This is a genomic window from Pseudomonas abieticivorans (assembly GCF_023509015.1).
GTDB lineage: Bacteria > Pseudomonadota > Gammaproteobacteria > Pseudomonadales > Pseudomonadaceae > Aquipseudomonas > Aquipseudomonas abieticivorans.
Genome location: NZ_CP094975.1, coordinates 2979122 through 3002496, shown reverse-complemented (window position 1 = coordinate 3002496; position 23375 = coordinate 2979122). Strand labels below are relative to the sequence as shown.

At 62.8% G+C, this 23375-nt stretch carries 23 protein-coding genes and 1 riboswitch; of the genes, 9 read left to right on the top strand and 14 right to left on the bottom strand.

Going from position 1 to position 23375, the window contains the following annotated elements; genetic code table 11:
- The first annotated feature begins 51 nt into the window (after positions 1–51).
- Both L9B60_RS13625 and otnI read left to right on the top strand, forming a co-directional pair.
- The gene (locus L9B60_RS13625; RefSeq protein ID WP_249679327.1) at positions 52–1509 is read left to right on the top strand and encodes a GntT/GntP/DsdX family permease; all 1458 of its coding nucleotides are present in this window, start codon (positions 52–54) and stop codon (positions 1507–1509) included.
- A gap of 21 nt (positions 1510–1530) precedes the next feature.
- Positions 1531–2316, top strand: coding sequence for a 2-oxo-tetronate isomerase (gene otnI / locus L9B60_RS13620; RefSeq protein ID WP_249679326.1), 786 nt, complete (start codon positions 1531–1533; stop codon positions 2314–2316).
- A 65-nt stretch (positions 2317–2381) separates the two neighbouring features.
- Here otnI and L9B60_RS13615 read toward each other — a convergent pair whose 3' ends face one another.
- On the bottom strand, positions 2382–2777 hold the full coding sequence (locus tag L9B60_RS13615; protein WP_283780617.1) for an acyl-CoA thioesterase: 396 nt from the start codon (positions 2775–2777) through the stop codon (positions 2382–2384).
- A 200-nt stretch (positions 2778–2977) separates the two neighbouring features.
- Positions 2978–3084: riboswitch (S-adenosyl-L-homocysteine riboswitch) on the top strand.
- 21 nt (positions 3085–3105) lie between these two features.
- On the opposite strand from L9B60_RS13615, the gene ahcY reads away from it, so the two are divergent.
- From ahcY to rhlE2, 4 genes are all read left to right on the top strand, one after another.
- Positions 3106–4515 (top strand): adenosylhomocysteinase, encoded by a 1410-nt coding sequence (ahcY, locus tag L9B60_RS13610; RefSeq protein WP_249679325.1) that lies wholly within the window; start codon positions 3106–3108, stop codon positions 4513–4515.
- 150 nt (positions 4516–4665) lie between these two features.
- Entirely contained in the window at positions 4666–5511 is an 846-nt protein-coding gene (metF, locus tag L9B60_RS13605) for a methylenetetrahydrofolate reductase [NAD(P)H] (protein ID WP_249679324.1), read from the top strand.
- 105 nt (positions 5512–5616) lie between these two features.
- Positions 5617–6435, top strand: coding sequence for a substrate-binding periplasmic protein (locus L9B60_RS13600; protein WP_249679323.1), 819 nt, complete (start codon positions 5617–5619; stop codon positions 6433–6435).
- Between the two features lie 239 nt (positions 6436–6674).
- A complete protein-coding gene (rhlE2, locus tag L9B60_RS13595) occupies positions 6675–8588 on the top strand; it encodes an RNA helicase RhlE2 (RefSeq protein WP_249679322.1) in 1914 nt (637 codons plus the stop codon).
- A 158-nt stretch (positions 8589–8746) separates the two neighbouring features.
- Here the strand turns inward: rhlE2 and L9B60_RS13590 are convergent, their stop codons facing one another.
- The 3 genes from L9B60_RS13590 to L9B60_RS13580 all read right to left on the bottom strand — a co-directional run bounded on the left by L9B60_RS13590 (position 8747) and on the right by L9B60_RS13580 (position 11911).
- Positions 8747–9343: a YceI family protein gene (locus tag L9B60_RS13590; RefSeq protein WP_249679321.1), complete on the bottom strand. Its 597-nt coding sequence runs from the start codon at positions 9341–9343 to the stop codon at positions 8747–8749.
- Positions 9344–9371: 28 nt separating this feature from the next.
- A complete protein-coding gene (locus L9B60_RS13585; RefSeq protein WP_249679320.1) occupies positions 9372–9923 on the bottom strand; it encodes a cytochrome b in 552 nt (183 codons plus the stop codon).
- Between the two features lie 266 nt (positions 9924–10189).
- Positions 10190–11911 (bottom strand): flavin monoamine oxidase family protein, encoded by a 1722-nt coding sequence (locus L9B60_RS13580; RefSeq protein ID WP_249679319.1) that lies wholly within the window; start codon positions 11909–11911, stop codon positions 10190–10192.
- A gap of 204 nt (positions 11912–12115) precedes the next feature.
- Between L9B60_RS13580 and L9B60_RS13575 the strand changes: the two genes are divergently transcribed.
- Positions 12116–13522, top strand: a complete 1407-nt coding sequence (locus tag L9B60_RS13575) for an adenosylmethionine--8-amino-7-oxononanoate transaminase (protein WP_249679318.1) — start codon at positions 12116–12118, stop codon at positions 13520–13522.
- Between the two features lie 114 nt (positions 13523–13636).
- A complete protein-coding gene (locus L9B60_RS13570) occupies positions 13637–14356 on the top strand; it encodes a 16S rRNA (uracil(1498)-N(3))-methyltransferase (protein ID WP_249679317.1) in 720 nt (239 codons plus the stop codon).
- Here the strand turns inward: L9B60_RS13570 and trhA are convergent.
- Positions 14353–14970 (bottom strand): PAQR family membrane homeostasis protein TrhA, encoded by a 618-nt coding sequence (gene trhA, locus L9B60_RS13565; protein WP_249679316.1) that lies wholly within the window; start codon positions 14968–14970, stop codon positions 14353–14355. The genes L9B60_RS13570 and trhA overlap by 4 nt on opposite strands.
- Before the next feature lie 80 nt (positions 14971–15050).
- Between trhA and L9B60_RS13560 the strand changes: the two genes are divergently transcribed.
- Positions 15051–15965 (top strand): LysR family transcriptional regulator, encoded by a 915-nt coding sequence (locus L9B60_RS13560; RefSeq protein WP_249679315.1) that lies wholly within the window; start codon positions 15051–15053, stop codon positions 15963–15965.
- Between the two features lie 85 nt (positions 15966–16050).
- Here L9B60_RS13560 and madM read toward each other — a convergent pair whose 3' ends face one another.
- From madM to mdcA, 9 genes are all read right to left on the bottom strand, one after another.
- Entirely contained in the window at positions 16051–16818 is a 768-nt protein-coding gene (madM, locus tag L9B60_RS13555; protein ID WP_249679314.1) for a malonate transporter subunit MadM, read from the bottom strand.
- A gap of 1 nt (position 16819) precedes the next feature.
- Complete coding sequence (madL, locus tag L9B60_RS13550; RefSeq protein ID WP_249679313.1) at positions 16820–17236, bottom strand: malonate transporter subunit MadL; 417 nt, start codon at positions 17234–17236, stop codon at positions 16820–16822.
- Positions 17237–17301: 65 nt separating this feature from the next.
- A complete protein-coding gene (mdcH, locus tag L9B60_RS13545) occupies positions 17302–18222 on the bottom strand; it encodes a malonate decarboxylase subunit epsilon (protein ID WP_249679312.1) in 921 nt (306 codons plus the stop codon).
- A complete protein-coding gene (locus L9B60_RS13540; protein WP_249679311.1) occupies positions 18219–18839 on the bottom strand; it encodes a malonate decarboxylase holo-ACP synthase in 621 nt (206 codons plus the stop codon). Before L9B60_RS13540 ends, mdcH begins: the two co-directional genes overlap by 4 nt.
- On the bottom strand, positions 18830–19636 hold the full coding sequence (mdcE, locus tag L9B60_RS13535) for a biotin-independent malonate decarboxylase subunit gamma (RefSeq protein ID WP_249679310.1): 807 nt from the start codon (positions 19634–19636) through the stop codon (positions 18830–18832). The genes L9B60_RS13540 and mdcE overlap by 10 nt, the downstream gene beginning before the upstream one ends.
- Positions 19633–20484: a biotin-independent malonate decarboxylase subunit beta gene (locus tag L9B60_RS13530; RefSeq protein WP_249679309.1), complete on the bottom strand. Its 852-nt coding sequence runs from the start codon at positions 20482–20484 to the stop codon at positions 19633–19635. The genes mdcE and L9B60_RS13530 overlap by 4 nt, the downstream gene beginning before the upstream one ends.
- Positions 20477–20776 carry a malonate decarboxylase subunit delta gene (locus tag L9B60_RS13525; RefSeq protein ID WP_249679308.1) on the bottom strand — a complete coding sequence of 100 codons (300 nt, stop codon included), beginning with the start codon at positions 20774–20776 and terminating at the stop codon, positions 20477–20479. The genes L9B60_RS13530 and L9B60_RS13525 overlap by 8 nt, the downstream gene beginning before the upstream one ends.
- Positions 20776–21648: a triphosphoribosyl-dephospho-CoA synthase gene (locus L9B60_RS13520; protein WP_249679307.1), complete on the bottom strand. Its 873-nt coding sequence runs from the start codon at positions 21646–21648 to the stop codon at positions 20776–20778. Before L9B60_RS13520 ends, L9B60_RS13525 begins: the two co-directional genes overlap by 1 nt.
- Positions 21648–23324, bottom strand: a complete 1677-nt coding sequence (gene mdcA / locus L9B60_RS13515; RefSeq protein WP_249679306.1) for a malonate decarboxylase subunit alpha — start codon at positions 23322–23324, stop codon at positions 21648–21650. Before mdcA ends, L9B60_RS13520 begins: the two co-directional genes overlap by 1 nt.
- Positions 23325–23375 lie beyond the last annotated feature (51 nt).

The following is a 23375-nucleotide window of genomic DNA, read 5'->3' as shown; positions in this document are numbered from 1 at the left end:
GGACGCCCGGAAAGGGCGACCGAACAACAATAACAACAGGAAAATCAGAGCATGAGTCCAATCCTATTGATGACCATCGCCGGCGCCGGTATCGCGCTGTTGCTGTTTCTGGTGCTCAAGTACAAATTCCAACCTTTCGTGGCCTTGATGCTGGTCAGCATCCTGGTCGCCCTGGTAGCCGGGGTGAAACCCGCCGACCTGGTCGCCACCATCGAAGGCGGCATGGGCAAGACTCTGGGCCACATTGCGATCATCATTGCCTTGGGCGCGATGATCGGGCGCATCATCGAGCTGTCCGGTGGCGCCGAGGCGCTGGCCAAGACGCTGATCAAGCGCTTCGGCAATAACCGAACGCCGCTGGCGCTCACCGTGGCGGGTTTCATGGTCGGCATCCCGGTGTTTTTCGAGGTCGGCGTGATCATCCTCATGCCCCTGGCCTATGGCGTGGCCCGTGCTGCACGCAAACCGCTGCTGGTGTTTGCCTTGCCGATGTGTGCGGCGCTGCTCTCGGTGCACGCGTTCCTGCCGCCGCACCCTGGCGCGGTGGCGGCCGCCGGGCAACTGGGCGCAGACCTGGGCCGAGTGCTGATGTTCGGCATCCCCATCGTCGGCGTGCTGTGCCTGATCGGCTACTTCATTGCCGGGCGCATGACCCGCAAGGTCTACCCGATGACCGATGACATCCGCTCGGAAGTCTACGGCCCGCACATCACCAACGAAGACCTGGCCGCCTGGGCCAAGGGCGACTATTCCAACACCAGCGAAGCGGCACACGCCAAGACCCTGGGCCTGGAAGAAAGCGCCAGCGGCCTGGCCGCGAAACTGCCACCGGCCCCGGCTCCGGGCGCTGGCCTGATCATCGCCTTGATCCTGCTGCCGATCATTTTGATCCTGCTGGGCACACTGGCCACCACCTTGCTGCCGCCCGAGTCCAACTTGCGCGCAGTCATGACCGTGCTCGGCGCACCGCTGGTGGCGCTGCTGCTGGACACCATGCTGTGCGCCTGGCTGTTGGGCTCACGCCGTGGCTGGAGCCGCAGCCAGGTATCGGACGTAATCGGCTCGGCCCTGCCTGGCGTGGCCATGGTGATTTTGATCGCGGGCGCCGGCGGCGTGTTTGGCAAGGTGCTGGTAGACACCGGCATCGGCGCGGTGGTCTCCGAAGCCTTGCGCAATACCGGCCTGCCGGTGCTGGCCCTGGGTTTCCTGTTGACCTTGCTGCTGCGCGCGGTTCAAGGTTCTACCACGGTAGCCCTGGTAACCACTGCCGGCATCCTCAGCCCGTTGATTGCCACGCTCAACCTCAGCGCCAACCACATGGCCCTGCTGTGCCTGGCCATGGGTGGTGGCGGGCTGGCCATGTCGCACATCAACGACGCCGGCTACTGGATGTTCACTAAACTGGCCGGGTTGAACGTGGGCGACGGCCTGCGCACCTGGACCTTGCTGGTCACGATCCTGGGCACGTTGGGCTTTATCATGACCCTGCTGCTGTGGCCTTTCGTCTGACTGTTGAAGACTGGAGTTAACATGCCTCGTTTTGCCGCCAACCTCAGCATGCTGTACCCGCAGCACGATTTTCTCGATCGTTTTGCCGCCGCCAAGGCCGATGGTTTCGATGCCGTGGAATACTTGTTCCCATACGATTACAGCGCTGCCGAACTCAAGCAGCGCCTGGGCGACAACGGCCTGGTGCAGGCGCTGTTCAATGCGCCACCGGGCGACTGGAGCAAGAACGAGCGCGGCATCGCTTCACTGCCAGGGCGCCAAGCCGAGTTCCGCGCAGGTGTGGAGCGCGCCCTGGAGTACGCCGCAGTATTGGGCAACGACCGCATCCACGTGATGGCCGGGCTATTGCCCAGCGAAGCCGACCGCCCACGCCACCACGCGGCGTACCTGGAAAACCTCGCTGTCGCGGCCAGCCTCGCAGCCAAGGCCGGCATCACCGTGCTGATCGAACCGATCAACACGCGGGATATCCCGGGTTTTTTTCTAAACCGCCAAGACCAGGGCCAGGCCATCTGCAAGGAAGTCGGCGCGCCAAACCTGAAAGTGCAATTTGACTGCTACCACTGCCAGATCGTCGAAGGCGACGTGGCGGTCAAGCTGCGCCGGGACTTCGCCGGTATCGGCCACATCCAGATCGCCGGCGTGCCGGACCGACACGAACCGAGCCTGGGCGAGGTGAACTACCCCTACCTGTTCGAGGTAATCGACGCGCTGGGGTATGAGGGTTGGATTGGCTGCGAATACCGGCCCAAGGGCGATACGTCCGAAGGGTTGCAGTGGCTGAGGGATTGGCGCGCACGGGGTTAAATAGCGTCGTGCTTTTCGCGGATGCTCCTACAGAGAAACGGTCTGTAGGAGCATCCGCGAAAGCATCACTCCCCTGTTTCGAACTGATCCTTGATGTAGCGGATTTCGCTACGCCCGTGCGGCGCTGGCAAGCCGTCTTCGCCCAAGTTCACGAACACCAGCTTGTCGACCGTGAGGATGCTCTTGCGGGTGATCTTGTTGCGCACTTCACAGCTCAGGGTGATGGAGGTTCGGCCGAACTCGGTGGCGGTAATGCCCAGTTCGATGATGTCGCCCTGGCGCGAGGCGCTGACGAAATTGATCTCGGAGATGTACTTGGTGACCACGCGTTGGTTGCCCAGCTGGACGATGGCGTAGATCGCCGCTTCTTCGTCGATCCAACGCAGCAGGCTGCCACCGAACAGCGTGCCATTGGGGTTCAGGTCTTCGGGTTTGACCCACTTGCGGGTGTGGAAATTCATGCTCGCTCCTGATCGTTTTGCCCTGGATGCCCGCCATCATGGCAGACCTGCCGTGTACTCTCCATTTGCCTGCGACTATCGTCGCGATTAAAACCTTCGGGCGGTTATCGCTAGAAACCCTTGGGAAGCGTCGCACACCTCTATATAATCGTGCGGCTTCAATCAAACGGCCATCTACTTTTCCCGGCCGTTCCCGCCACCTGTCCGAGGGGCGCTGCAGCAGGTTCAACCTGTCAGGCTCGGATGGGGCGTTGTCCGCAGGGCGTTTGCCTTGCGAATATTAAACGCACAACGGCGCCCATTCGCACATTACGAATGGAGGCTCTCAATGAGCGCTGTCAACACGCCTGCAGGTTTTACCGATTACAAAGTCGCCGACATCACCCTGGCCGCCTGGGGCCGTCGCGAAACCATCATCGCCGAATCGGAAATGCCTGCCCTGATGGGCCTGCGCCGCAAATATGCCGGCGAGCAGCCTCTCAAAGGCGCCAAGATCCTTGGCTGCATCCACATGACCATCCAGACCGCCGTGCTGATCGAAACCCTGGTTGCCCTGGGTGCCGAAGTGCGTTGGTCGTCCTGCAACATTTTCTCCACCCAAGACCAGGCCGCCGCCGCCATCGCTGCTGCCGGTATCCCGGTGTTCGCCTGGAAAGGCGAGACTGAAGAAGAATACGAGTGGTGCCTGGAGCAAACCATCCTGAAGGATGGCGCGCCTTGGGACGTCAACATGATCCTCGACGACGGCGGCGACCTGACCGAGCTGCTGCACAAGAAATACCCGGCCCTGCTGGACCGCGTACACGGCGTGACCGAAGAAACAACCACTGGCGTGCATCGCCTGCTGGACATGCTGGCCAAGGGCGAGCTGAAAATCCCGGCCATCAACGTCAATGACTCGGTGACCAAAAGCAAGAACGACAACAAGTACGGCTGCCGTCATAGCCTCAACGATGCCATCAAGCGTGGTACCGACCACCTGCTGTCCGGCAAGCAAGCGCTGGTCGTCGGCTACGGTGACGTGGGCAAGGGCTCGGCCCAGTCCCTGCGTCAAGAAGGCATGATCGTCAAAGTGACCGAAGTCGACCCGATCTGCGCCATGCAAGCTTGCATGGACGGTTTCGAACTGGTTTCGCCGTTCATCGACGGTATCAACACCGGTACCGCCGAGAGCATCGACACCGCGCTGCTGGGCAAGATCGACCTGATCGTGACCACCACCGGCAACGTCAATGTTTGCGACTCGAACATGCTCAAAGCGCTGAAGAAGCGCGCCGTTGTCTGCAACATCGGCCACTTCGACAACGAAATCGACACCGCTTTCATGCGTAAGAACTGGGCATGGGAAGAAGTGAAGCCACAGGTCCACAAGATCCACCGCACCGGCCCTGGCACCTTCGACGCGCAGAACGACGACTACCTGATCCTGCTGGCCGAAGGCCGCCTGGTGAACTTGGGTAACGCCACCGGCCACCCAAGCCGCATCATGGACGGTTCGTTCGCCAACCAGGTGCTGGCGCAGATCTTCCTGTTCGACCAGAAGTACGCCGACCTGTCGCCAGCCCAGAAAGCCGAGCGTCTGACCGTTGAAGTACTGCCCAAGAAGCTCGACGAAGAGGTGGCCCTGGAAATGGTCCGCGGTTTCGGCGGCGTCGTGACCCAACTGACCAAGCAGCAGGCCGACTACATCGGCGTGACCGTCGAAGGTCCGTTCAAGCCGCACGCCTACCGCTACTGATACCTGCCCACAGGCTGCAGGAGCGGATTTATCCGCGAAAAAAGACGCCACGGTGTATCAGTTACACCGAGGCGCACGCTTCGCGGATGAACCCGCTCCTACCTGCAAGGTGGGAATGTGGTTTGGTTTTCGAGTTTAAAGGGTAAGACCATGTCCCAAGAACGCCGCTTCAGCTTCGAGTTCTTCCCGACCAAGACCGACGCTGGGCATGAAAAACTGCTGAACGTGGCCCGCCAACTGGCTGGCTACAAGCCCGATTTCTTCTCCTGCACCTATGGTGCCGGTGGCTCTACCCGCGACCGCACGCTCAATACCGTGCTGCAGCTGGAACACGAAGTCAAAGTACCCGCCGCTCCGCACCTGTCGTGCGTGGGTGACAGCAAGGACGACCTGCGCGGCCTGCTGGCGCAATACAAGGATGCCGGCATCAAGCGCATCGTTGCCCTGCGTGGCGACCTGCCGTCCGGCATGGGCATGGCCAGTGGCGAACTGCGCCACGCCAACGACCTGGTCGAGTTCATTCGTCAGGAAAGCGGCAGCCACTTCCACATTGAAGTTGCCGCTTACCCGGAAATGCACCCACAAGCGCATAATTTCGAAGACGATCTGAAGAATTTCGTGCGCAAGGCCAAGGCCGGTGCCGACAGCGCGATCACCCAATACTTCTTCAACGCCGACAGCTACTTCTACTTCGTCGAGCGTGTGCAGGCCATGGGCGTGAACATCCCGATCGTGCCGGGCATCATGCCCATCACCAACTACAGCAAGCTGGCACGCTTTTCCGACGCCTGCGGTGCGGAAATCCCGCGCTGGGTCCGCAAGCAACTGGAAGCCTACGGCGATGACGTCGCCAGCATCCAGAAGTTTGGCGAAGAAGTAATCAGCACCATGTGCGAACAACTGCTGCAAGGCGGCGCACCTGGCTTGCACTTCTACACCCTGAACCAGGCCGAACCCAGCCTGGCGATCTGGAACAACCTGAAACTGCCACGCTGATTCGGTCGTTACAGTTGCACTGCAAAAGGCCCCTCGGGGCCTTTTTGCGTAAAGGCCTTTTCAAGGCTCTAGCCATTGGCGACCACTCGTCGTACTCTCAGGCCTATGCCTGCTATAGCCCCGTTCTTGACAGCCTTGCTCCTGACTTGCCTGAGCCTGACCGCTTACGGCGAGAAGCTTCGTATCGTCACCGAACCCTGGGCACCCTACGTGTACTTGGAAAACGGCAAGGCCAAGGGTATCGACTACGAGATCACTGCCCTGGTGTTCCAGCGCCTAGGTATCGATGTGCAGTGGGAATTCCTGCCGTGGAAGCGTTGCCTGGCGATGCTCGACAAGGGCGAGGCCGATGGCGTGCTGGATATTTTCCTGACCAGCGAACGCGATGCCCAACTGCTATACCCAAATGAGCCACTGTCGGATGTGGAGTTCGTGCTGTTCACCGCCAATGCGCGGCCGCACCGCTTCACCACCCTGGATGACCTCAAAGGCCTGACCGTGGGCATCTCGCCGGGTTATTTCTATGGCCGCGACTTCATGGACGCCACCACCTTCAAACGCGAAGGCGCACCCACCCACGAGGCGAATTTCGGCAAGCTGATCCGTGGCCGCGTGGACCTGGTTATCACTGATCGCCGCGTGGGCGAACGAGCCATCCAGACCTTGGGCCTGCAAGGCCAGGTCAGCGCCTTGCCCGCAGTCATCAGCCGCGAAAAACAGTACCTGGCCGTGCGCCGGGGTGCCGGCATGGACTTGCTGATCCAGCGATTTGCCGCTGAATTGCGCCGTTTCAAGCGCGAGCCGGCCTACACTGAACTGTTGGCACGCTACGCCAGCGACAGCGAAACGCTAAAAAAGCCGGAAAATACCCCTAAAGCGGCCCGTTCCGAAACCGTTGAGCAGCATGAAAGCAGCGCATTGTGATTGCTCTGTTATACTCGGTCGTTCCCGCCAGGCTTACGCCCGGACGCTCGACCTTGCAAAAGGCCTCCCCCCTGCTTGACGCGCGGCTAGATAGCCAGCTCTGCAGGTCCCGGGAAGTGCATTGAAGGATCCAGCAGGACCGGACGCGAGAGTGCCATATGAACCCATTTAACATATGACACCTATCGCGCCAGGCAAGATTCCCATTGGGCCAAGCCCTCACTAGAACAGGATTACTCATGTCCTTTGCTTCCCTCGGTCTCTCCGAGGCTTTAGTCCGTGCCATCGAGGCGGCGGGCTATACCCAGCCTACTCCGGTGCAACAGCGGGCCATTCCCGCCGTGTTGCAAGGTCGCGACCTGATGGTTGCGGCACAGACAGGTACTGGTAAAACCGGCGGTTTCGCCCTTCCAATCCTGGAACGGCTGTTTCCCAACGGTCACCCGGACAAGTCCCAGCGTCACGGCCCGCGCCAACCGCGCGTGCTGGTGCTGACCCCGACGCGCGAACTGGCCGCCCAAGTGCATGACAGCTTCAAGGTCTATGCCCGCGACCTGAAATTCGTCAGCGCCTGCATCTTCGGTGGCGTCGGCATGAACCCTCAGGTTCAGGCCATGTCCCGTGGCGTGGACGTGCTGGTAGCCTGCCCAGGCCGCCTGCTCGACCTGTGCGGCCAAGGCAGTGTCGACCTGTCCCACGTTGAAATCCTGGTACTGGATGAAGCCGACCGCATGCTCGACATGGGCTTTGTCCATGACGTGAAAAAGGTATTGGCCCGCTTGCCTGCCAAGCGTCAGAACCTTTTGTTCTCGGCGACGTTCTCCAAAGACATCACCGACCTTGCCGGCAAGCTGCTGCACAACCCAGAGCGCATCGAAGTCACCCCGCCGAACACCACGGTGGAGCGTATCGAGCAACGGGTCTATCGCCTGGCTGCCAGCCACAAGCGTTCGCTGCTGTCGCACCTGATTACCCAGGGCGCGTGGGAGCAAGTGCTGGTGTTCACCCGCACCAAGCACGGCGCCAACCGCCTGGCCGAGTACCTGGAAAAGCACGGCCTGAGCGCTGTCGCCATCCACGGTAACAAGAGCCAGAACGCCCGCACCAAAGCCTTGGCCGACTTCAAGGCTGGCTCCGTGCGCATTCTGGTTGCCACCGATATCGCCGCCCGCGGCCTGGATATCGACCAACTGCCCCACGTGGTCAACTTCGAGCTGCCCAACGTCGATGAAGACTACGTGCACCGTATCGGCCGTACTGGCCGTGCCGGGCGCAGCGGCGAGGCGATCTCGCTGGTGGCTCCAGACGAAGAGAAGCTGCTCAAGAGCATTGAGCGCATGACCAAGCAGAAGATCCCGGACGGCGATCTGATGGGCTTCGACATCACGGCTGTCGAGGCCGAGAAACCCGAAGTTCGCGAGCGCCCTCAAGCGAACAACCCACGCAATTCGCGCGGTGGTTCGCGTGCCGAAGGTTCGAACGCCGGCGGTGCCGGTCGCAAGGACAAAGGCAAGGATAAAGGCAAGGAAAAGCCCGCCGGGGCGCGTTCTGAACGCCAACCCCGTGACCAGAAGCCACGTCAGGCCCAGCCTGCTCAGCCACAGGCGCAGGCACAGGTGTCTTCGGCCAACCGTGCGCCGGATGAGTTCCTGGACGACGAAGTCGATAACTTTGGCAACCGCGCTGACTACGTGAGCCCTTACCAGGGCAAGGGCCAGCAAGGCCGCAACCGTCGCCCGGGCGCACCGGCCGCAGCTGCGCCTGGCGCAGCTGCACCAGCTTCGGCCCCGCGCCAAGGTCGCCCAGCGGGCGGCGCCCGTACTGGCGGTGGTGCACGCACCCCGGCAGCCGGTGGCGAAGGTGCCAAGCGCAACAACCCGCGCAATGGCAGCAACAGCGCAGGTGGCAGCCGTGACGGCCAGGCGCGCCGTGACAGCGCACCTCGCAACCGCCGCCCGGCGCGTGACGATCAGCCACGCTCGGAACCTGCGGTGAAAAACCCGCGGGAAAGCCAGAGCCAGCCGAAAATCATAACCAAGGAATCGAAGATCGATCGTTTCCCGACTGCCGAGCAGCTGGAACAGCTGGAATCGCTGCCAAGCCGTCGCAATGGTGAGAAGCCTGCGCTGCTGACCCGCAACCGCGAGGCGTAAACCACCCGGCTATCTGTAGGCGCATGGCTTGCCAGCTTGACGCGCGTAAAGGCGCAAATCGCGAGCAAGCTCTGCTCCCACAAGAGCAGCAGCCGGCGCCCCATCAATAAAAACGCCGCTACCCGTGAGGGCAGCGGCGTTTTTTTGTGCCGAAGAAATTACTTCTTCTGCACGCCCTCGAAGGTGATGTCCAGGGTCATGGTGTCGGACTGCGGGCCCAGGTCCATCATCTTGCCGAAATCAGAACGCTTGATGGTGGTGGTGCCTTCAAAGCCCGCACGGTAGCCGCCCCACGGATCCTTGCCTTCGCCCAGGAACACGGTTTTGACCACGACTGGCTTGGTCACGCCATGCAGGGTCAGGTCGCCGGTCACGTCGGCAGTCAGCTTGCCATCAGCATTCTTGCCGGTGGTCTTGACGCTGGTGGACACGAACGTAGCGGTTGGGTACTTGTCGGTTTCCAGGAAGTCCTTGCTCTGGATGTGCTTGTCACGTTCAGCGTGGTTGGTGTCAACGCTCTTGGTGTTCAAGGTGATATTGATCTTGCTGTCTTCAGGCTTGGCAGCGTCAAAGCTGAAGGTGCCGGCCCAGTCCTTGAAGGTACCGTAGATGAAGCTGTAGCCCAGGTGGCTGATCTTGAAGTTGATGAAGGCATGGTTGCCTTCCTTGTCGATGGTGTAGTCGGCAGCCATGGCTTGGCCTGCAGTCAGCAGCGCGGTGCCCAAGGCCAGTGCAGCAAAAGTCTTTTTCAACATGCTTGTATTCCTTTGAGTAGTTTGAGCATCAGGCCTTGCGGCCGAACATACGAACAAGGGTGGCATCACGGTCAATGAAGTGATGTTTGAGCGCCGCCAAGCCATGGAGTACTGCAAAGATCACCAGGGTCCAGGCGAGATACAGGTGCACCGTGCCGGCGGTTTCTGCCTGGTCGGGCAGCCCGCTGATCAGCGCCGGCACTTCGAACAGGCCAAATACTGGGATGCCCACGCCATCGGCGGTGGAAATCAGGTAACCGGCGAACATGACCAGGAACAGGTCCAGATACAGGAACGCATGGCCCAGCTTGGCCGCCATCCGCACGAAGCGGCTGTGGTTGGCCGGGGCCGGTGGCGGTGCACTGACAAAACGCCACACCACCCGCAACAGCATGACGAAGAACAAGGTCAGGCCGATGCTCTTGTGCAGGTCAGGGCCGGCCTTGCGCCACGGGTCGTAGTAGCCGAGGTCGACCATCCACAGGCCCAGCGCAAACAAACCGAACACCGCCAGGGCAACACCCCAGTGCAGCACGATGCTGACCCAGCCATAACGAGAAGTGGAGTTACGTAACTGCATCGCGGTCATCCTGTAAGAGCTGATACAAAGACTAACTTTTTACCTATCGAATTAAAGCGGAAAATTTCGCTTTGAAATATCGAGAAATACGATCGTTAGTGTGTAACACAGCCGTTAAGGAAAAGTTAAGCAATCGCGAAGGTATAGACGAAAACCGTAGGAGGGGATTTATCCGCGAACAGGACGAGGCGGTGGATCAGGGAAACCGAGTGCGATCTTCGCGGATAAATCCGCTCCTACAGATTGTAGGAGCGGATAGGAGCGTTTTACTCAGTGGCTGGCGCTGGCTTCTTGGCCGGTACGACTTTCTTGGCCACCGGCTTTTTGGCCGGGGCTTTGGTGGCCGCCTTCTTGACCGGCGCCTTCTTGGCAGGTGCGGCTTTGGCAGGTGCTGGCGCAGCTACAGGCGCAGGCGCAACAGGTGCAGGAGCGGGAGCTGGAGTTGGCGCAGGAACCGGTGCGGGAGCCGGGGCTGGGGCTGGAGCCGGAGCCGGCTCTTCCTTGCCACCGAACAGGCGGGTAAAGAAATTGCCTTTGGACGCAGCGGCAGCACCCGCAGCACCCACGGCGGCCACGGCAGCTACAGGCGCGACCTTGACCGGTTCGAACGACTTGCCGGCGGCCATGTCGACCACTTGGCTGGCAGCCCGCTGGCCGGAGCGCAGCGCGCCTTCCAGGGTGCCGGAGAACAGCGCATCGGTATGTTCGCCCGCAAAGGCTACACGCTGCACCGGGCGCTCCCACAAGCGCCAGTACTTGCTCAACTGGCCAGGGCCAAAGGCCAGGTACGAACCGCCCGTGCCGGGGTCGGTGCTGAAGCGACGGATCTCGTAGCCGGTAAAGGCACCGCGGGCTTGCGGGTAGAAGGTGTGCAGGCGGATCAGCACCTGATCGGCCATCTGCTTGTCGCCGAAGGCTTGCAGCACGCGAGCGTTGTCACCGGAAATATTGATCACCACGTTGGCACCGCCCTTCAGGGCCGGCTCGATCCACAACATGCCAAGGCCGGCGTTGCTGAAGATCTCACCCGACATGCGCGCCTTGCTCTCCCACACCGGGGTCTTGAACTTGAGCAACAACTGATCGTGCCAACCGTAGTTGGTGCCCTTGATGGCCGCCATGTGCTGAGCGTCCAGCGACGGCGTCATCTGGATATTGCCCAGGGCACGCAACGGGACTGCCAGCACCACGTAATCGGCCTGGTAACCCACCGCACCGACGCGCACGGTGACACCCTCCTTGTCCTGGGTGATGGCCGATACCGGCGAGCTGGTCTTGATGGTCTTCAGTTGCTTGACCAGTGCCTGGGCCAACACCACGCTGCCACCAGGCAGGCGGGCGGCACGCAGGTCGCGGTCGCTGATGTCACGGTAGACGCGGGCCTGCTGGGCCAGGAACAGCAGCGACAGGCGCGACGGCTCGTCGTAGCGGGTACGAATACGCTGGTTGACCAACTGGCGAGCCGTAGGTGGCAGGTTAAGCTTATCCAGCCAGGCCGACGCGCTCATTTGGTCCAGGGCGAACAAGGCGCTGTTGGCGGCCGGGTTCAGCGGGTCGCTGATCGAGCGCGCCAATTCATCCAGCGCTTTTTCGTAACGTTGCACGCCTTCGGCGGTGGCCGGCTGCTTGGTCGCAAGGTCGGCGGCGCTGAAATAGTCGCCATCGATCAGGTAGCCCGGGGTACGCACGTATTCCGGCGCAGGAATGGTGGTGAGCTTGAAGGTATCCAGGTACTGGTTGAGCTCCGGCTGCGCCTTGGCGTTGCCAATCCATTCGCTGGTGGCAAGGCCCGAACGACCGCCCATGGTCGGTTTGGCTTCAAGCAGGGTCACCTGCCAGCCTTTGTTCTGCAGCTCATAGGCCGCGGTCAGGCCGGCCAGCCCGCCGCCCACCACGATTGCAGTCTTGGGTTTGTCCTGCCCCAGCGCCGAAACGCTGAACAGCCCTATTATCACCAGCGCACAGGCGCGCAGCCAACCAGCAGACATTCAGCGAACTCCGGATCGAAAATGAGCCGGGAGACCCCCGGCGGGGCAAATAACAGCAAAGGATACGCCAGCCACATAATGGCTGCCAGCAGAGTCCGTCGGGCATTGATTCGGGCTCTCGGGTTGTCCTTCGGCCGAGCATTGCATAGGCTTGCCCGATTGTTTGCCGAGCGCGTCGAAACCGCTCCTGCCAGGAGAGACTGAATGGGCCTCAACAACCAGTGGATGCAGCGCGACCTCGCCGTCGTCTGGCACCCCTGCACCCAGATGAAAGACCACGAGCAACTGCCGCTGATCCCGATCAAGCGCGGCGAAGGCGTGTGGCTGGAAGACTTCGAAGGCAAGCGTTACCTCGACGCCGTCAGCTCTTGGTGGGTGAACGTGTTCGGCCACGCCAACCCGCGCATCAACCAGCGTATCAAGGACCAGGTCGATCAACTGGAACATGTGATCCTGGCGGGGTTCAGCCACCAGCCGGTGATCGAGCTATCGGAGCGCTTGGTGAAGATCACGCCCGAAGGCCTGACCCGGTGCTTCTACGCCGATAATGGCTCGTCCTGCATCGAAGTGGCGCTGAAAATGAGCTTCCACTACTGGGTCAACCGCGGCCAGCCGAACAAGAAGCGCTTCGTCACCCTGACCAACAGCTACCACGGCGAAACCATTGCCGCGATGTCCGTGGGTGACGTGCCATTGTTCACCGAAACCTACAAGCCGCTGCTGCTCGACACCCTCAAGGTGCCAAGCCCTGACTGCTACCTGCGCCCCGAAGGCATGAGCTGGGAAGAACACTCGCGCACTATGTTCATGGCCATGGAGCAGACCCTGGCCGAGCACCATCAAAGCGTCGCGGCCGTGATCATCGAGCCGCTGATCCAAGGCGCTGGCGGCATGCGCATGTACCACCCGGTGTACCTCAAGCTGCTGCGCGAGGCGTGCGACCGCTACGGCGTGCACCTGATCCACGACGAAATCGCCGTGGGTTTCGGCCGCACCGGCACTATGTTCGCCTGCGAGCAGGCCGACATGCGCCCCGATTTCCTGCTGCTGTCCAAGGCCCTGACCGGCGGCTACCTGCCGCTGGCCGCGTGCATCACCACTGACGATGTGTACAGCGCGTTCTACGACGACTACTCGACCCTGCGCGCCTTCCTCCACTCGCACAGTTACACCGGCAACCCGCTGGCTTGCGCGGCCGCACTGGCGACCCTGGACATCTTCGAACAGGACAACGTGGTCGAGAACAACAAGGCCCTGGCCGCGCGCATGGCCAGCGCCACCGCGCACCTGGCTGACCACGCCCACGTATCCGAAGTGCGCCAGACCGGCATGGTGCTGGCCATCGAGATGGTCCAGGACAAAGCCAGCAAGACCGCCTACCCGTGGCAGGAGCGCCGTGGCCTGAAGGTGTTCAACCATGCCTTGGAACGCGGCGCCCTCCTGCGCCCGCTGGGCAGCGTGGTGTACTTTTTGCCACCCTACGTGATCACGCCAGAGCAGATCGACTTCTTGGCCGAAGTGGCCAGCGAAGGCATCGACATCGCCACGCGTGACAGCGTGAGCGTGGCCGTGCCAGGCAACTTCCACCCTGATTTCCGCGACCCGGGCTAGGACCGCGTTGACCGCTGTTCGCGGATAAACCCGCGCCTACCAGGGCGGGCTTATCCGCCCGTAGGCGCGGATTAATCCGCGAAAAGGCCACCCCCTCATTTCCCGAGACACCCCATGAGACTCTCCCGCTTCTACATCGACACGCCCCTGAGCCTGGGCGAACACGAACTACCTGAAGCCCAGGCCCACTACATCGGTCGCGTGCTGCGCATGGCCGAAGGCGACGCCGTGCAACTGTTCGACGGCAGCGGCCAGGAATTTCTCGCCACGCTGCTGGAAGTCGGCAAGAAACGCGTGCGCGTAGGCATCAACGAAAGCTTTGCCGGCCAACCGGAATCATCGCTCAAGGTGCACCTGGGCCAGGGCTTGTCCCGTGGCGAGCGCATGGATTGGGCCATTCAGAAAGCCACCGAGCTTGGCGTTAATGAAATCACCCCGATCATCAGCGAACGTTGCGAAGTGCGGCTCAAGGATGAGCGCGCGGAAAAACGCCAACTGCACTGGCAACAGATCGCCGTCAGCGCCTGCGAGCAGTGCGGCCGCTCTACCGTGCCGGTGATCCACGCGCCGCAACTGCTGGCCGATTGGCTGAAAGCCAACGACGCCGAACTCAAGCTGGTGCTGCACCCGGTGGCCGAGCCGCTGGTCAGCCACGCCAGGCCGGCCAGCCTGGCCTTCCTGATCGGCCCGGAAGGCGGCCTGAACGACGCCGAGGTCAGCCAGGCCCAGAGCGCCGGGTTCCACGCGGCGCGCCTGGGCCCGCGGGTGCTGCGCACTGAAACCGCCCCCGTGGTGGCCCTGGCGGTGGCCCAGCAGCTGTGGGGCGATTTCTAAAGCACGTAGAACATGATCGCCACGAAGTGCAGCAGGCTGCCGGCGATCACGAACAGGTGCCAGATGCCATGCCAGTGGCGGAAGCGGCTGTCGAAGGCAAAGAAGATGATGCCCACGGTGTAGAAAATCCCGCCCGCCGCCAGCCAGTTGAAGCCTGCCTGGCCAAGGGCGGCGATCAGCGGCTTGACCGCCACCAGCACGATCCAACCCATCACCGCGTAGATCACGATGGACAGCACTCGCGCCTCCGAGCGCGGCTTGATCTCTTGCAGGATGCCGATCAACGCCAGCCCCCACACCACCCCGAACAACGTCCAGCCCCAAGGCCCACGCAGGGTCACCAGGCAAAACGGCGTGTAACTGCCAGCGATCAGCAAGTAGATCGAAAAATGATCGACCTTCTGCATGATCACTTTCGCCCGCCCGCGTACGCTGTGGTACACCGTAGACATGCTGTACAGCAGCAACAGCGTCACGCCATAGATGGCCACGCTGACAATCTTCCATACATCGCCCTGCAAGCTGGCCACTACCAGCAGCCAAGTTGCCCCAATGAAGGCCAGCACCGCACCGACCAGGTGTGTCCAGGCGTTGAATCGTTCGCCGTGATACATGCAGTCGTTTCTCCTTGGTCCCGATTGGATCGCTTACTCTACACGTGCACAATCAACTAGACCCTATCAGAGCCCGTGCGATGTTGATCGACGAAGAGTTGACCTTAAAGAAGCTGGAAATATTCCTGGCCTTCATGCGCACCGGCAACCTGGCCCGCGCCGCCGCCGAACTCTCGACCAGCACGGTCAGCGTGCACCGGGCGATCCACTCATTGGAAAGCGCCCTGCGCTGCCCGCTGTTCAAGCACGAGGGCCGCACACTCACGCCGCTGGAAAGCGCCTATGTGCTGGAAGAGCGCGCGCAAAAGCTGGTGCAGGACGTGGTCGGCACCGTGCAGGCCACCCGCGAGGCCGCCGGTTTCTCCGCCGAGCGCTTTCGCTTGGGTTCGCTGTACTCGCTGACGGTAAAAACGGTGCCGCAGCTGATCATGGGCCTGAAACTGCGGCGCAGCGAGCTGAACATCGACCTGATCCTGGGCTCCAACATCGACCTGCTGTACAAGCTCAAGAACATGGAGACCGACGCGATATTGGTGTCGCTGGACGACAACATCAACGACCCGGACTGCGCGCACATACCGCTGTTTTCCGATGACATCTTCCTGGCAACGCCCATCGACTCACCCTTTGCCCAGCACGCGGAAGTGGACCTGGCCGACCTCAAGGAAATGACCTTCATTACCCTGACCCAGGGGTTTGCCACCCACCAGGACGGTGTCCGGACATTCCAGCAGGCGGGGTTCGAGCCGAAGGTGGCGATGCAGGTGAACGACATCTTCACCCTGCTGAGCATGGTCAGTTCCGGGGTGGGTTACGCGCTGCTGCCAGGGCGGATCGCGGCGGTGTACGAGAACCACGTCAAGCTGGTGCCGCTGCAGGCGCGCTATCGCTTGCAGCAGCACATTGGCGTGGTGTTCATGAAGGCCAAGGAGCGCGACCCGAACCTGCTGGCGCTGTTGGCTGAATGCCGGATGTATGCGCACCGGCTGGCTTGAATCGCGGCGAGCTTTTCGCGGATAAATCCGCTCCTGCAGACGGTCGCAACCCCCTGTAGCAGCGGATTGATCCGCAAAGGGGCCGTCAAGCCCCCATGATGCCCCGCACAATGAAATACAACACCGAAGGCCCCAGCAAACAACCCAACCCGGTGTGGAACGTCGCAGTCAGGGCGCCATACGGCACCAATCGGCGATCCGTCGCTGCCAACCCTGCGGTCACGCCACTCACGGTGCCAGCCAGGCCACCGAACACCATCGCCGAACGCGGGTTATCCAGGCCCATCCAGCGCGCCGCCATGGGCGTGCACACCATCACCAAAATCGCCTTGATCAGCCCGGTGGCGATCGACAGCGCGATCACCGCCGAACTCGCGCCAATGGCAGCCCCCGTCACTGGGCCAACGATATAGGTCACCGCGCCTGCGCCAATGGTGGTCATGCTCACCGCATCGCGGTAGCCAAAGGCCCAGGCCACCGATGCGCCAAAAATGAACGGCAACACCGTGCCCAGCAGCAACGCCACGGCACCGATAAGGCCGGCTTTGCGCGCCTCGGTGGCCTGTACTTCGAAGGCCGTGGCGACAATGGCGAAGTCGCGCAACATGGCCCCGCCCATCAGGCCGATGCCAGAGAACAGCGAGAGGTCGGCCAGGCCTTTCTGGCCTCCTGTCATGGTGCCGCCGACCCAGGCCAGCACCAGGCCAATCACGATGGCAAAGGCCGAACCGTGGATACGCCCGTAGGTCAGGCGCTTGGACAGTACCATCGAAACCCACATGATCACGCCCACCACGGCGAACGCGGTGACCAGGCTGTTGGCTTCCAGATCGTGCTTGATGAAGGCCCACATATCAGTGCCCTCCCACTGGCGCGACCTGCGCCTTGAGCGGGTCGGGCTCGGCCGGTAGCGGCTCGCCCTTGTTGGTACGGCTGATCAGGGCAATGGTCGACCCGCAGATCAGCACCGAACCGATCGCCGCCAATACGGCCACCGGGCCACCGTGCAAGGCAGTCACCACGTTCTGCTGCGCCGCCATGGCCACCACCACCGGGATGTACATGGCGCCCCAGAAGCCCACGCCCATTTCGCAGTCCTTGCTCAGGCCGCCGCGCTTATGCATCGCCAAGCGTGCGCAAATCAGCAGGATCATCGCAATGCCCACCCCGCCGACATTGGAGTTCACCCCCAACAGGGCGCCGAGCAGATCGCCGACGATCACCCCCGCCAACGTGCAGATAGCCAATAGAGCCACACCGTAAATAATCATTGTTGTTGTCCTCGGTTCGCTTAGTCGAAGTTGTTGTTTTTGTGCTTCGAAACCCTACGGCGGCTTTAGCTGATGCGGCGCCCCTCCTCGCGCAGCAGCGCGCTCAGCGTGTCGAGCCGGGCGCCCTGGAAGGCGACGCTGCCCGCGTGGAAAACCTTGCGCCCCAGGCCCGTGAGCACGGCACCTGGTGGCATCTCGATCTGTAGGCGCACACCCCGTTCGAAGGCGCTGTCGACCAGGGCGCGCCAGTCGACGACGCGGCACATGTTGAACGCCAGGTCGTCGCGCAGCTTGTCTGGCGTCAGCACCGGCCGCGCCGTGGTACTGCTCAGGTAACGGATGCGCGGGGTATTGAGTTCGACGCTGGCAAACGCCTCGGCCAATTGCCCCGCAGGCTCAGCCAGCAACGGGCAATGGGAGGGCACGCTGATTGCCAGCCGCTTGGCCACCCCCCCTCGTGCCTTCGCCAGTGCCGCCACCTGCTGCATGGCGGCATGGCTGCCGGCAATCACCAGTTGGTTGTCGGCATTGATGTTGGCCAGGTACACCGGCCCCGGCACTTGCGCAAGCAAGCGTTCGACGCAGGTCAAGTCCAGGCCGACGATCGCAGTCATGCCATGGCCCTGTGGATAAGCGGCCTGCATCAGTTCACCGCGCAGGGCCACCAGGCGCAGCGCATCGGCAAAATCCAAGGCGCCTGCCACCACTGCCGCCGGGTAGGCGCCGATGGACAGCCCGGCGACGTAGTCAGGCCAGGCCGATTGATCAAGCAACAGCCGAGCACCGGCAACCCCGGCAATCAGCAAACACAGTTGCACCGCTCGGGTGCTGGCCAATGCCGGCTCGGTGTCGAGTTGCAAGATGTCTTCGCCCAGTGCGTCGCCCGCCTGCGCCAGGCATTCGCGAACCAAGGCATGCTCGGGCAGTGCATGCAGCATGCCCACCTGTTGCGCACCTTGGCCGGGGAACACCAGCAGGCTGCTCATGCTGCCAGCTCCTGTGGATTCCAGGGGTCGCGGACAAGCACGGCGGCGCTGGACGACTTGAGCAACACCTTGCCCGCAGCCCCCGCCCATTCACGCAAGGCCACTGCGCCGCAGGGCGTTTGCAGTTGCAGGTCGACCTGGCACTCAGCCTGATCAATCAGGCCAAGCAACTGCCGCGCGGCATACTTATCCAACGCCACGGGCGCCCGCACGATCAGGTCCAGGTCGCTGCCGGCATGCAAGGCCGCCACGCCACTGGCCAGCTCGAAACCGGCGCTGCCGCTCACGCCCCAGGTCAATCCGCTAGCGTTTAACATTGGCCGTAATTGGCGTAATGCTCTGATTGCCGGCCAGTCGTGGACGCTGTCCCTTTCGATCAATGACTCCGGTGAAACCCGCCGCGTCACCGCCGCCAAGGGCATCTGCGCGGCGTAGCGCTGTTCGCGCCCTACCCCGCGTATCCCGATAGCGACCAGGCCGTCTGCCAGTTGCGCCCGCCGCACCACCACTGGTTGACCATGCAGCATGGCCTGGGCTGCCCAGTCCGGGGCGTCGGCCGGCAAATGCTCGGCGCGACAGCCCCACAGCAGGTCGTGGGGTAGCGGGTTCACTGCCATTGCTCGCGCAGCAACTGGCGAACACGGGCTGAGGCTTCACGGTTTTGCGCGCCCAGCCGGCTGGACAGGTCCCGACTGCTTACTGCGATATCGTCCAGCGCCTGCAACAGGCAATCCTCGACCACGCCCAGATCATCGGCGGTTGGCTGCTCAATGGCGGTCACCTGCAGGGTTTTCCACAGCAGGCCCAAACTGGCATAGCTGTCGATGTCATAGGCCATCGGCGGCACGCTGGCTGCCAAGGCTTCCAATGCTTCGACACTACGCAGTGTCACCCGCGCCGCCGAGGCTTTGCCCATGGCGTGCACTTGCACACCCGGGTCGCGCAGGGCAATCAAGCGATTGGCCTGGTAACCGTGGGCCAGGAAGGCCCCGGACATCGCCTTGCCCACCAACAGGGCTACCACCGGGTGCCCGGCCAGGCGAGCGCGGGCGTAGCTGTCGGCAGCCCCGGCCAGCGCCTGGTGAATGCCCAGCGCTTCTTCACGGCGCCCATAAGCCTGGCTGGGCACATCGACCACGGCGATCAGCGGGCGCTTCACGGCCTTGCCCTGATCCTGTTCGATGGCGTCGTCCACAGCCTTTGCCAAGCCCCAACCTTCGAGCAAGCCGACCTCGCCACCACGGGCACGGACAAACGGGTTGGCCGGGTCGGCGACCACGGCGATAAAGCGCGCGGCATGTACGCCCAGCGGCGCGTCGGCGACCTTTACCGAAGCGGGCAAACCCGCGACTTCGACGGCGCCATGGGTCAGTGCCTGAAACCAGTGCAGGCCGCGTTGGGAATGCTCAGTCATTGCGAAGCTCCTCGATACAGCTCGCGCACGGTCGGCGCATCGATCTGGGGCTGGGCGTCCAGCTGCGCCAGACGTTCCAGATAAAAGGCCTGGCGCCGGCTACGCGGCTGCTCGGGCAAGCCCTGTTGCAACCAGTCGACAACCTGCTGGCGGATGGCAGCCACATCGTCTGCCACATAACCGTCGACCAGCCCGCTGGCATAACGCTGTTCGCCTCCGGTCAGGCTCCAGATGAACGGACGATCACGCGAGTCGTATTCCTCCAGCCCCGCTTCCTGCTCGATCACTTGCGGGCCATTGAGGCCCAGGCGCGCCTCGCGGGTGACCAGCAGATGGCTGCACAACCCGGCGGCGATCGACATGCCGCCAAAGCAACCGACGCTGCCCGCCACCACGCCGATCACCGGCTGGTACTGACGCAAGTCGACGATACCGGCATGGATGTCGGCAATGGCCGCCAAGCCCAGGTTGGCTTCCTGCAAGCGCACACCACCGGTCTCCAGCAACAGCACTGCCGCCGTGGGGGTACCGTTGCGGTTGTCTTCGGCAGCCAGTTCCAGGGCACCGGCGATTTTCGCCCCGCCCACTTCGCCCAGGCTGCCGCCCTGGAAAGCGCCTTCGATAGCAGCCAGCACTACCGGCTTGCCATCGATGGTGCCCTTGGCGATCACCACACCATCATCGGCTTGCGGCACCACGCCTTGAAGCGGCAGCCAGGGCGACATGACGCGTTCGAAGGGGTCGATCAACTCGCGAAAGGTGCCGGTGTCGAGCAAGGCGCGGGCACGCTGGCGGGCGCCCAGCTCGATGAAGCTGTGTTGCTGCAACAGCTGCGTGGCATCAGTCATGGCCCAACTCCTCGAAACCTTGTTCCAGGCGCAGGCGCACCACGCCTGGGGTCGCGCCGAAATCGTGAATGTCGATCTTCATGGCCGAATGCGGCTGGCCCTCGAACATGCGCTTGAACAGTTGCTCCCAGCGCGGCGCGCTGCCGTTGACCGAGGTCACCACCTGAATCGTCAGGCTACCGGCGGCATTGGGTTCCACTAGTACTTCCAGGTCGCCAGAGCCCACGCAGCCCACCAGCGCCCGCCCGCGCGCCGGTTGCCCGGCAGGGAATTCAAAGGTTAAGGTTTCCATCAGCCGAGGCTCCTTGGAGTGTCGCCCTGTTCCAGGCGATCAATTAACAGGCAGGCGGCCAGCAGGTCTGCCGCGCCACCGGGCGAGGCGTTCAGGGCCAGCAGTTGTTGATCCAGTTCGTGCAGGCGCCGACGGCCCGCCAGGCTGGCACTGCCGCCCGCCGCCAGCACCGCGTCGGCGCCCCGGCGCATGGCTTCCAGGCCCGCAGGCCCGGCACGGTAGAGCACGCAGGTATCGACCAAGGTCGACATGATCGCCAGCAAGGCATCGAGCCGGGCGTTCTGCTCCCCGGCACCGGCCTTGCGGCTGGCGCGCAGTTGCGGCAAGCCTTTGTTCATCACTGCGGGGAAGCCCAACTGAGCTTCTTCCCGGGCGCCCCGGGCGCCGTAACGCTGGGCCACTTCGACACCGTGGCTGCGCGTGTGCGTGGCGAAGCAGTCGGGCAATGCGGCTAACCGGGCGGCACGCCGGGTCACGCTTTCAGCGGCCAGGTCATCGGGGTCCAGCGCAGCGGCAGCCACCAACAGGCCCAAGGCCCAGATCGCCCCGCGATGGGTGTTGACCCCGGCCGTGGTGCGCAGCATGTCGGCCTCGCCATCGCGGCCATGCTGGCCGAGGGCTTCGCGCAGCGGCAGGTCGATCACGCCCCGGCCATGGGCCGATTCGGCCATCGCCCGGAACGCGGGCCACAACGACAAGGCCGAGGCATGCATCAGGCCCAGGTGCAGGTCACTATGGGCACCACTGCCGCGGCGGTCCACCAAGGCTGGCTTGGGCGACAGGTCGGCTTCGTCGATCAGCGCATCCACCGCCATGTCCGCCAGCCGATCGGCCAGCCCCAGGGGCACCAGGTGTAAGTTGAATGCGTGCATTACCAACTCCTGAACTTGGCCGGCGGGTTGTAGAGGCCACCGGACCACTGCACCAGGTCGGCGATGCTCTTGGCCGCCAGCCACTCGCGGCTGGCATCGGTGCGGCGGATGCCGAGATCTTCAGGCAGCGCAATCAAGCCTTCGCGGCGCATGCGCTCGGTGTCTTTGGGGTTGTGCCGCAGGCCGATGGCGGTGACCCCGGCCACGGCGGCGATCATGGCCTGGCGCTCTTCAAGCGAACGCGCCTTGTACAGGTAGGCGATGCCTTCTTCCGTCAGCAGGTGCGTCACGTCGTCGCCGTAGATCATGATCGGCGCCAAAGGCATGCCAGTCTTTTTCGCCACTTCCACGGCGTCCAGGGTTTCGACGAAGGTCGGCTTGCCGCCCTCCTGGAACGTTTCCACCATCTGCACAACCAATTTTTGCCCACGCTCCAGCAAGGTGGCGGTCTCATCGCCCGTGCCTTGGCGCATGTCCAACCAGGCCGGGGTACTGTGACGCCGCCCGCGTGGGTCGTGGCCCATGTTCGGCGCACCGCCAAAACCGGCCAGGCGGCCACGGGTCACGGTGCTGGAGTGGCCGTCGCCATCCACTTGCAGGGTGGCGCCGATAAACAGGTCTACCGCGTATTGCCCTGCCAGTTGGCAGAACATCCGGTTGGAACGCATGGAGCCATCGCGGCCGGTGAAGAACACGTCGGGCCGCGCGGCGATGTAATTCTCCATGCCCAATTCGGTGCCGAAGCAGTGCACGCTTTGCACCCAGCCGCTTTCGATGGCCGGGATCAGCGTGGGGTGCGGGTTGAGGGTCCAGTTGCGGCAGATCTTGCCCTTCAGGCCCAGGGACTCACCATAGGTGGGCAGGATCAGTTCGATGGCCGCCGTGTTGAAGCCGATGCCATGGTTCAGCGACTGCACGTTATGTTTTTCGTAAATGCCGCGGATCGCCATCATCGCCATCAGCACGTGCACCGGCTTGATATGGCGCGGGTCGCGGGTAAACAGCGGCTCGATGTAGAACGGCCGATCGGCCACCACCACGAAATCAACCCAGGACGCCGGGATATCCACACGGGGCAACTCGCTGACATCGTCGACCAATTGGTTGACCTGCACGATCACAATGCCGTCGCTGAATGCCGCCGGTTCGATCAGCGCCGGGGTGTCCTCGGTGCTGGCGCCGGTATAGATGTTGCCCTCGCGGTCGGCCATGAACCCGGCCGAGAGCACCACGTTGGGGATCAGGTCGACCACCAGCCGTGAATACAATTCGATATAGGTGTGGATGGCGCCGATTTCCAGCAGGCCGTCCTCCAGCAACTGGCTGATGCGCAGGCTTTGGGTACCGGCAAAGGAGAAGTCGAGCTTGCGGGCGATGCCCTTTTCAAACAGGTCCAGATGCTCCGGGCGGCCCACGCTGGGCATGATCATGTGCAGGTCGTGCAGCTTGCCGGGGTCAACCTGGGCCAGCGAGCGCGACAGAAAATCCGCCTGCTTCTGGTTGTTGCCCTCCAGTACCACACGGTCGCCGGGCATCAACAGGGCTTCAAGCGCCGCCACGATATGCTCGCTGGGCAACACCGCCCCATCGGCCAACGCCCGCACCTGCTCGATCCGCCGCTGCTTTTCGCTGCGCCGCCGTGACCAGTGCGGGTCGAGGTTTGTTGTCGTTGTCATGCTGACTCCACAGATTCGCTGTCGTGGAGTGACCTTAGGAGGGTTGCGGTG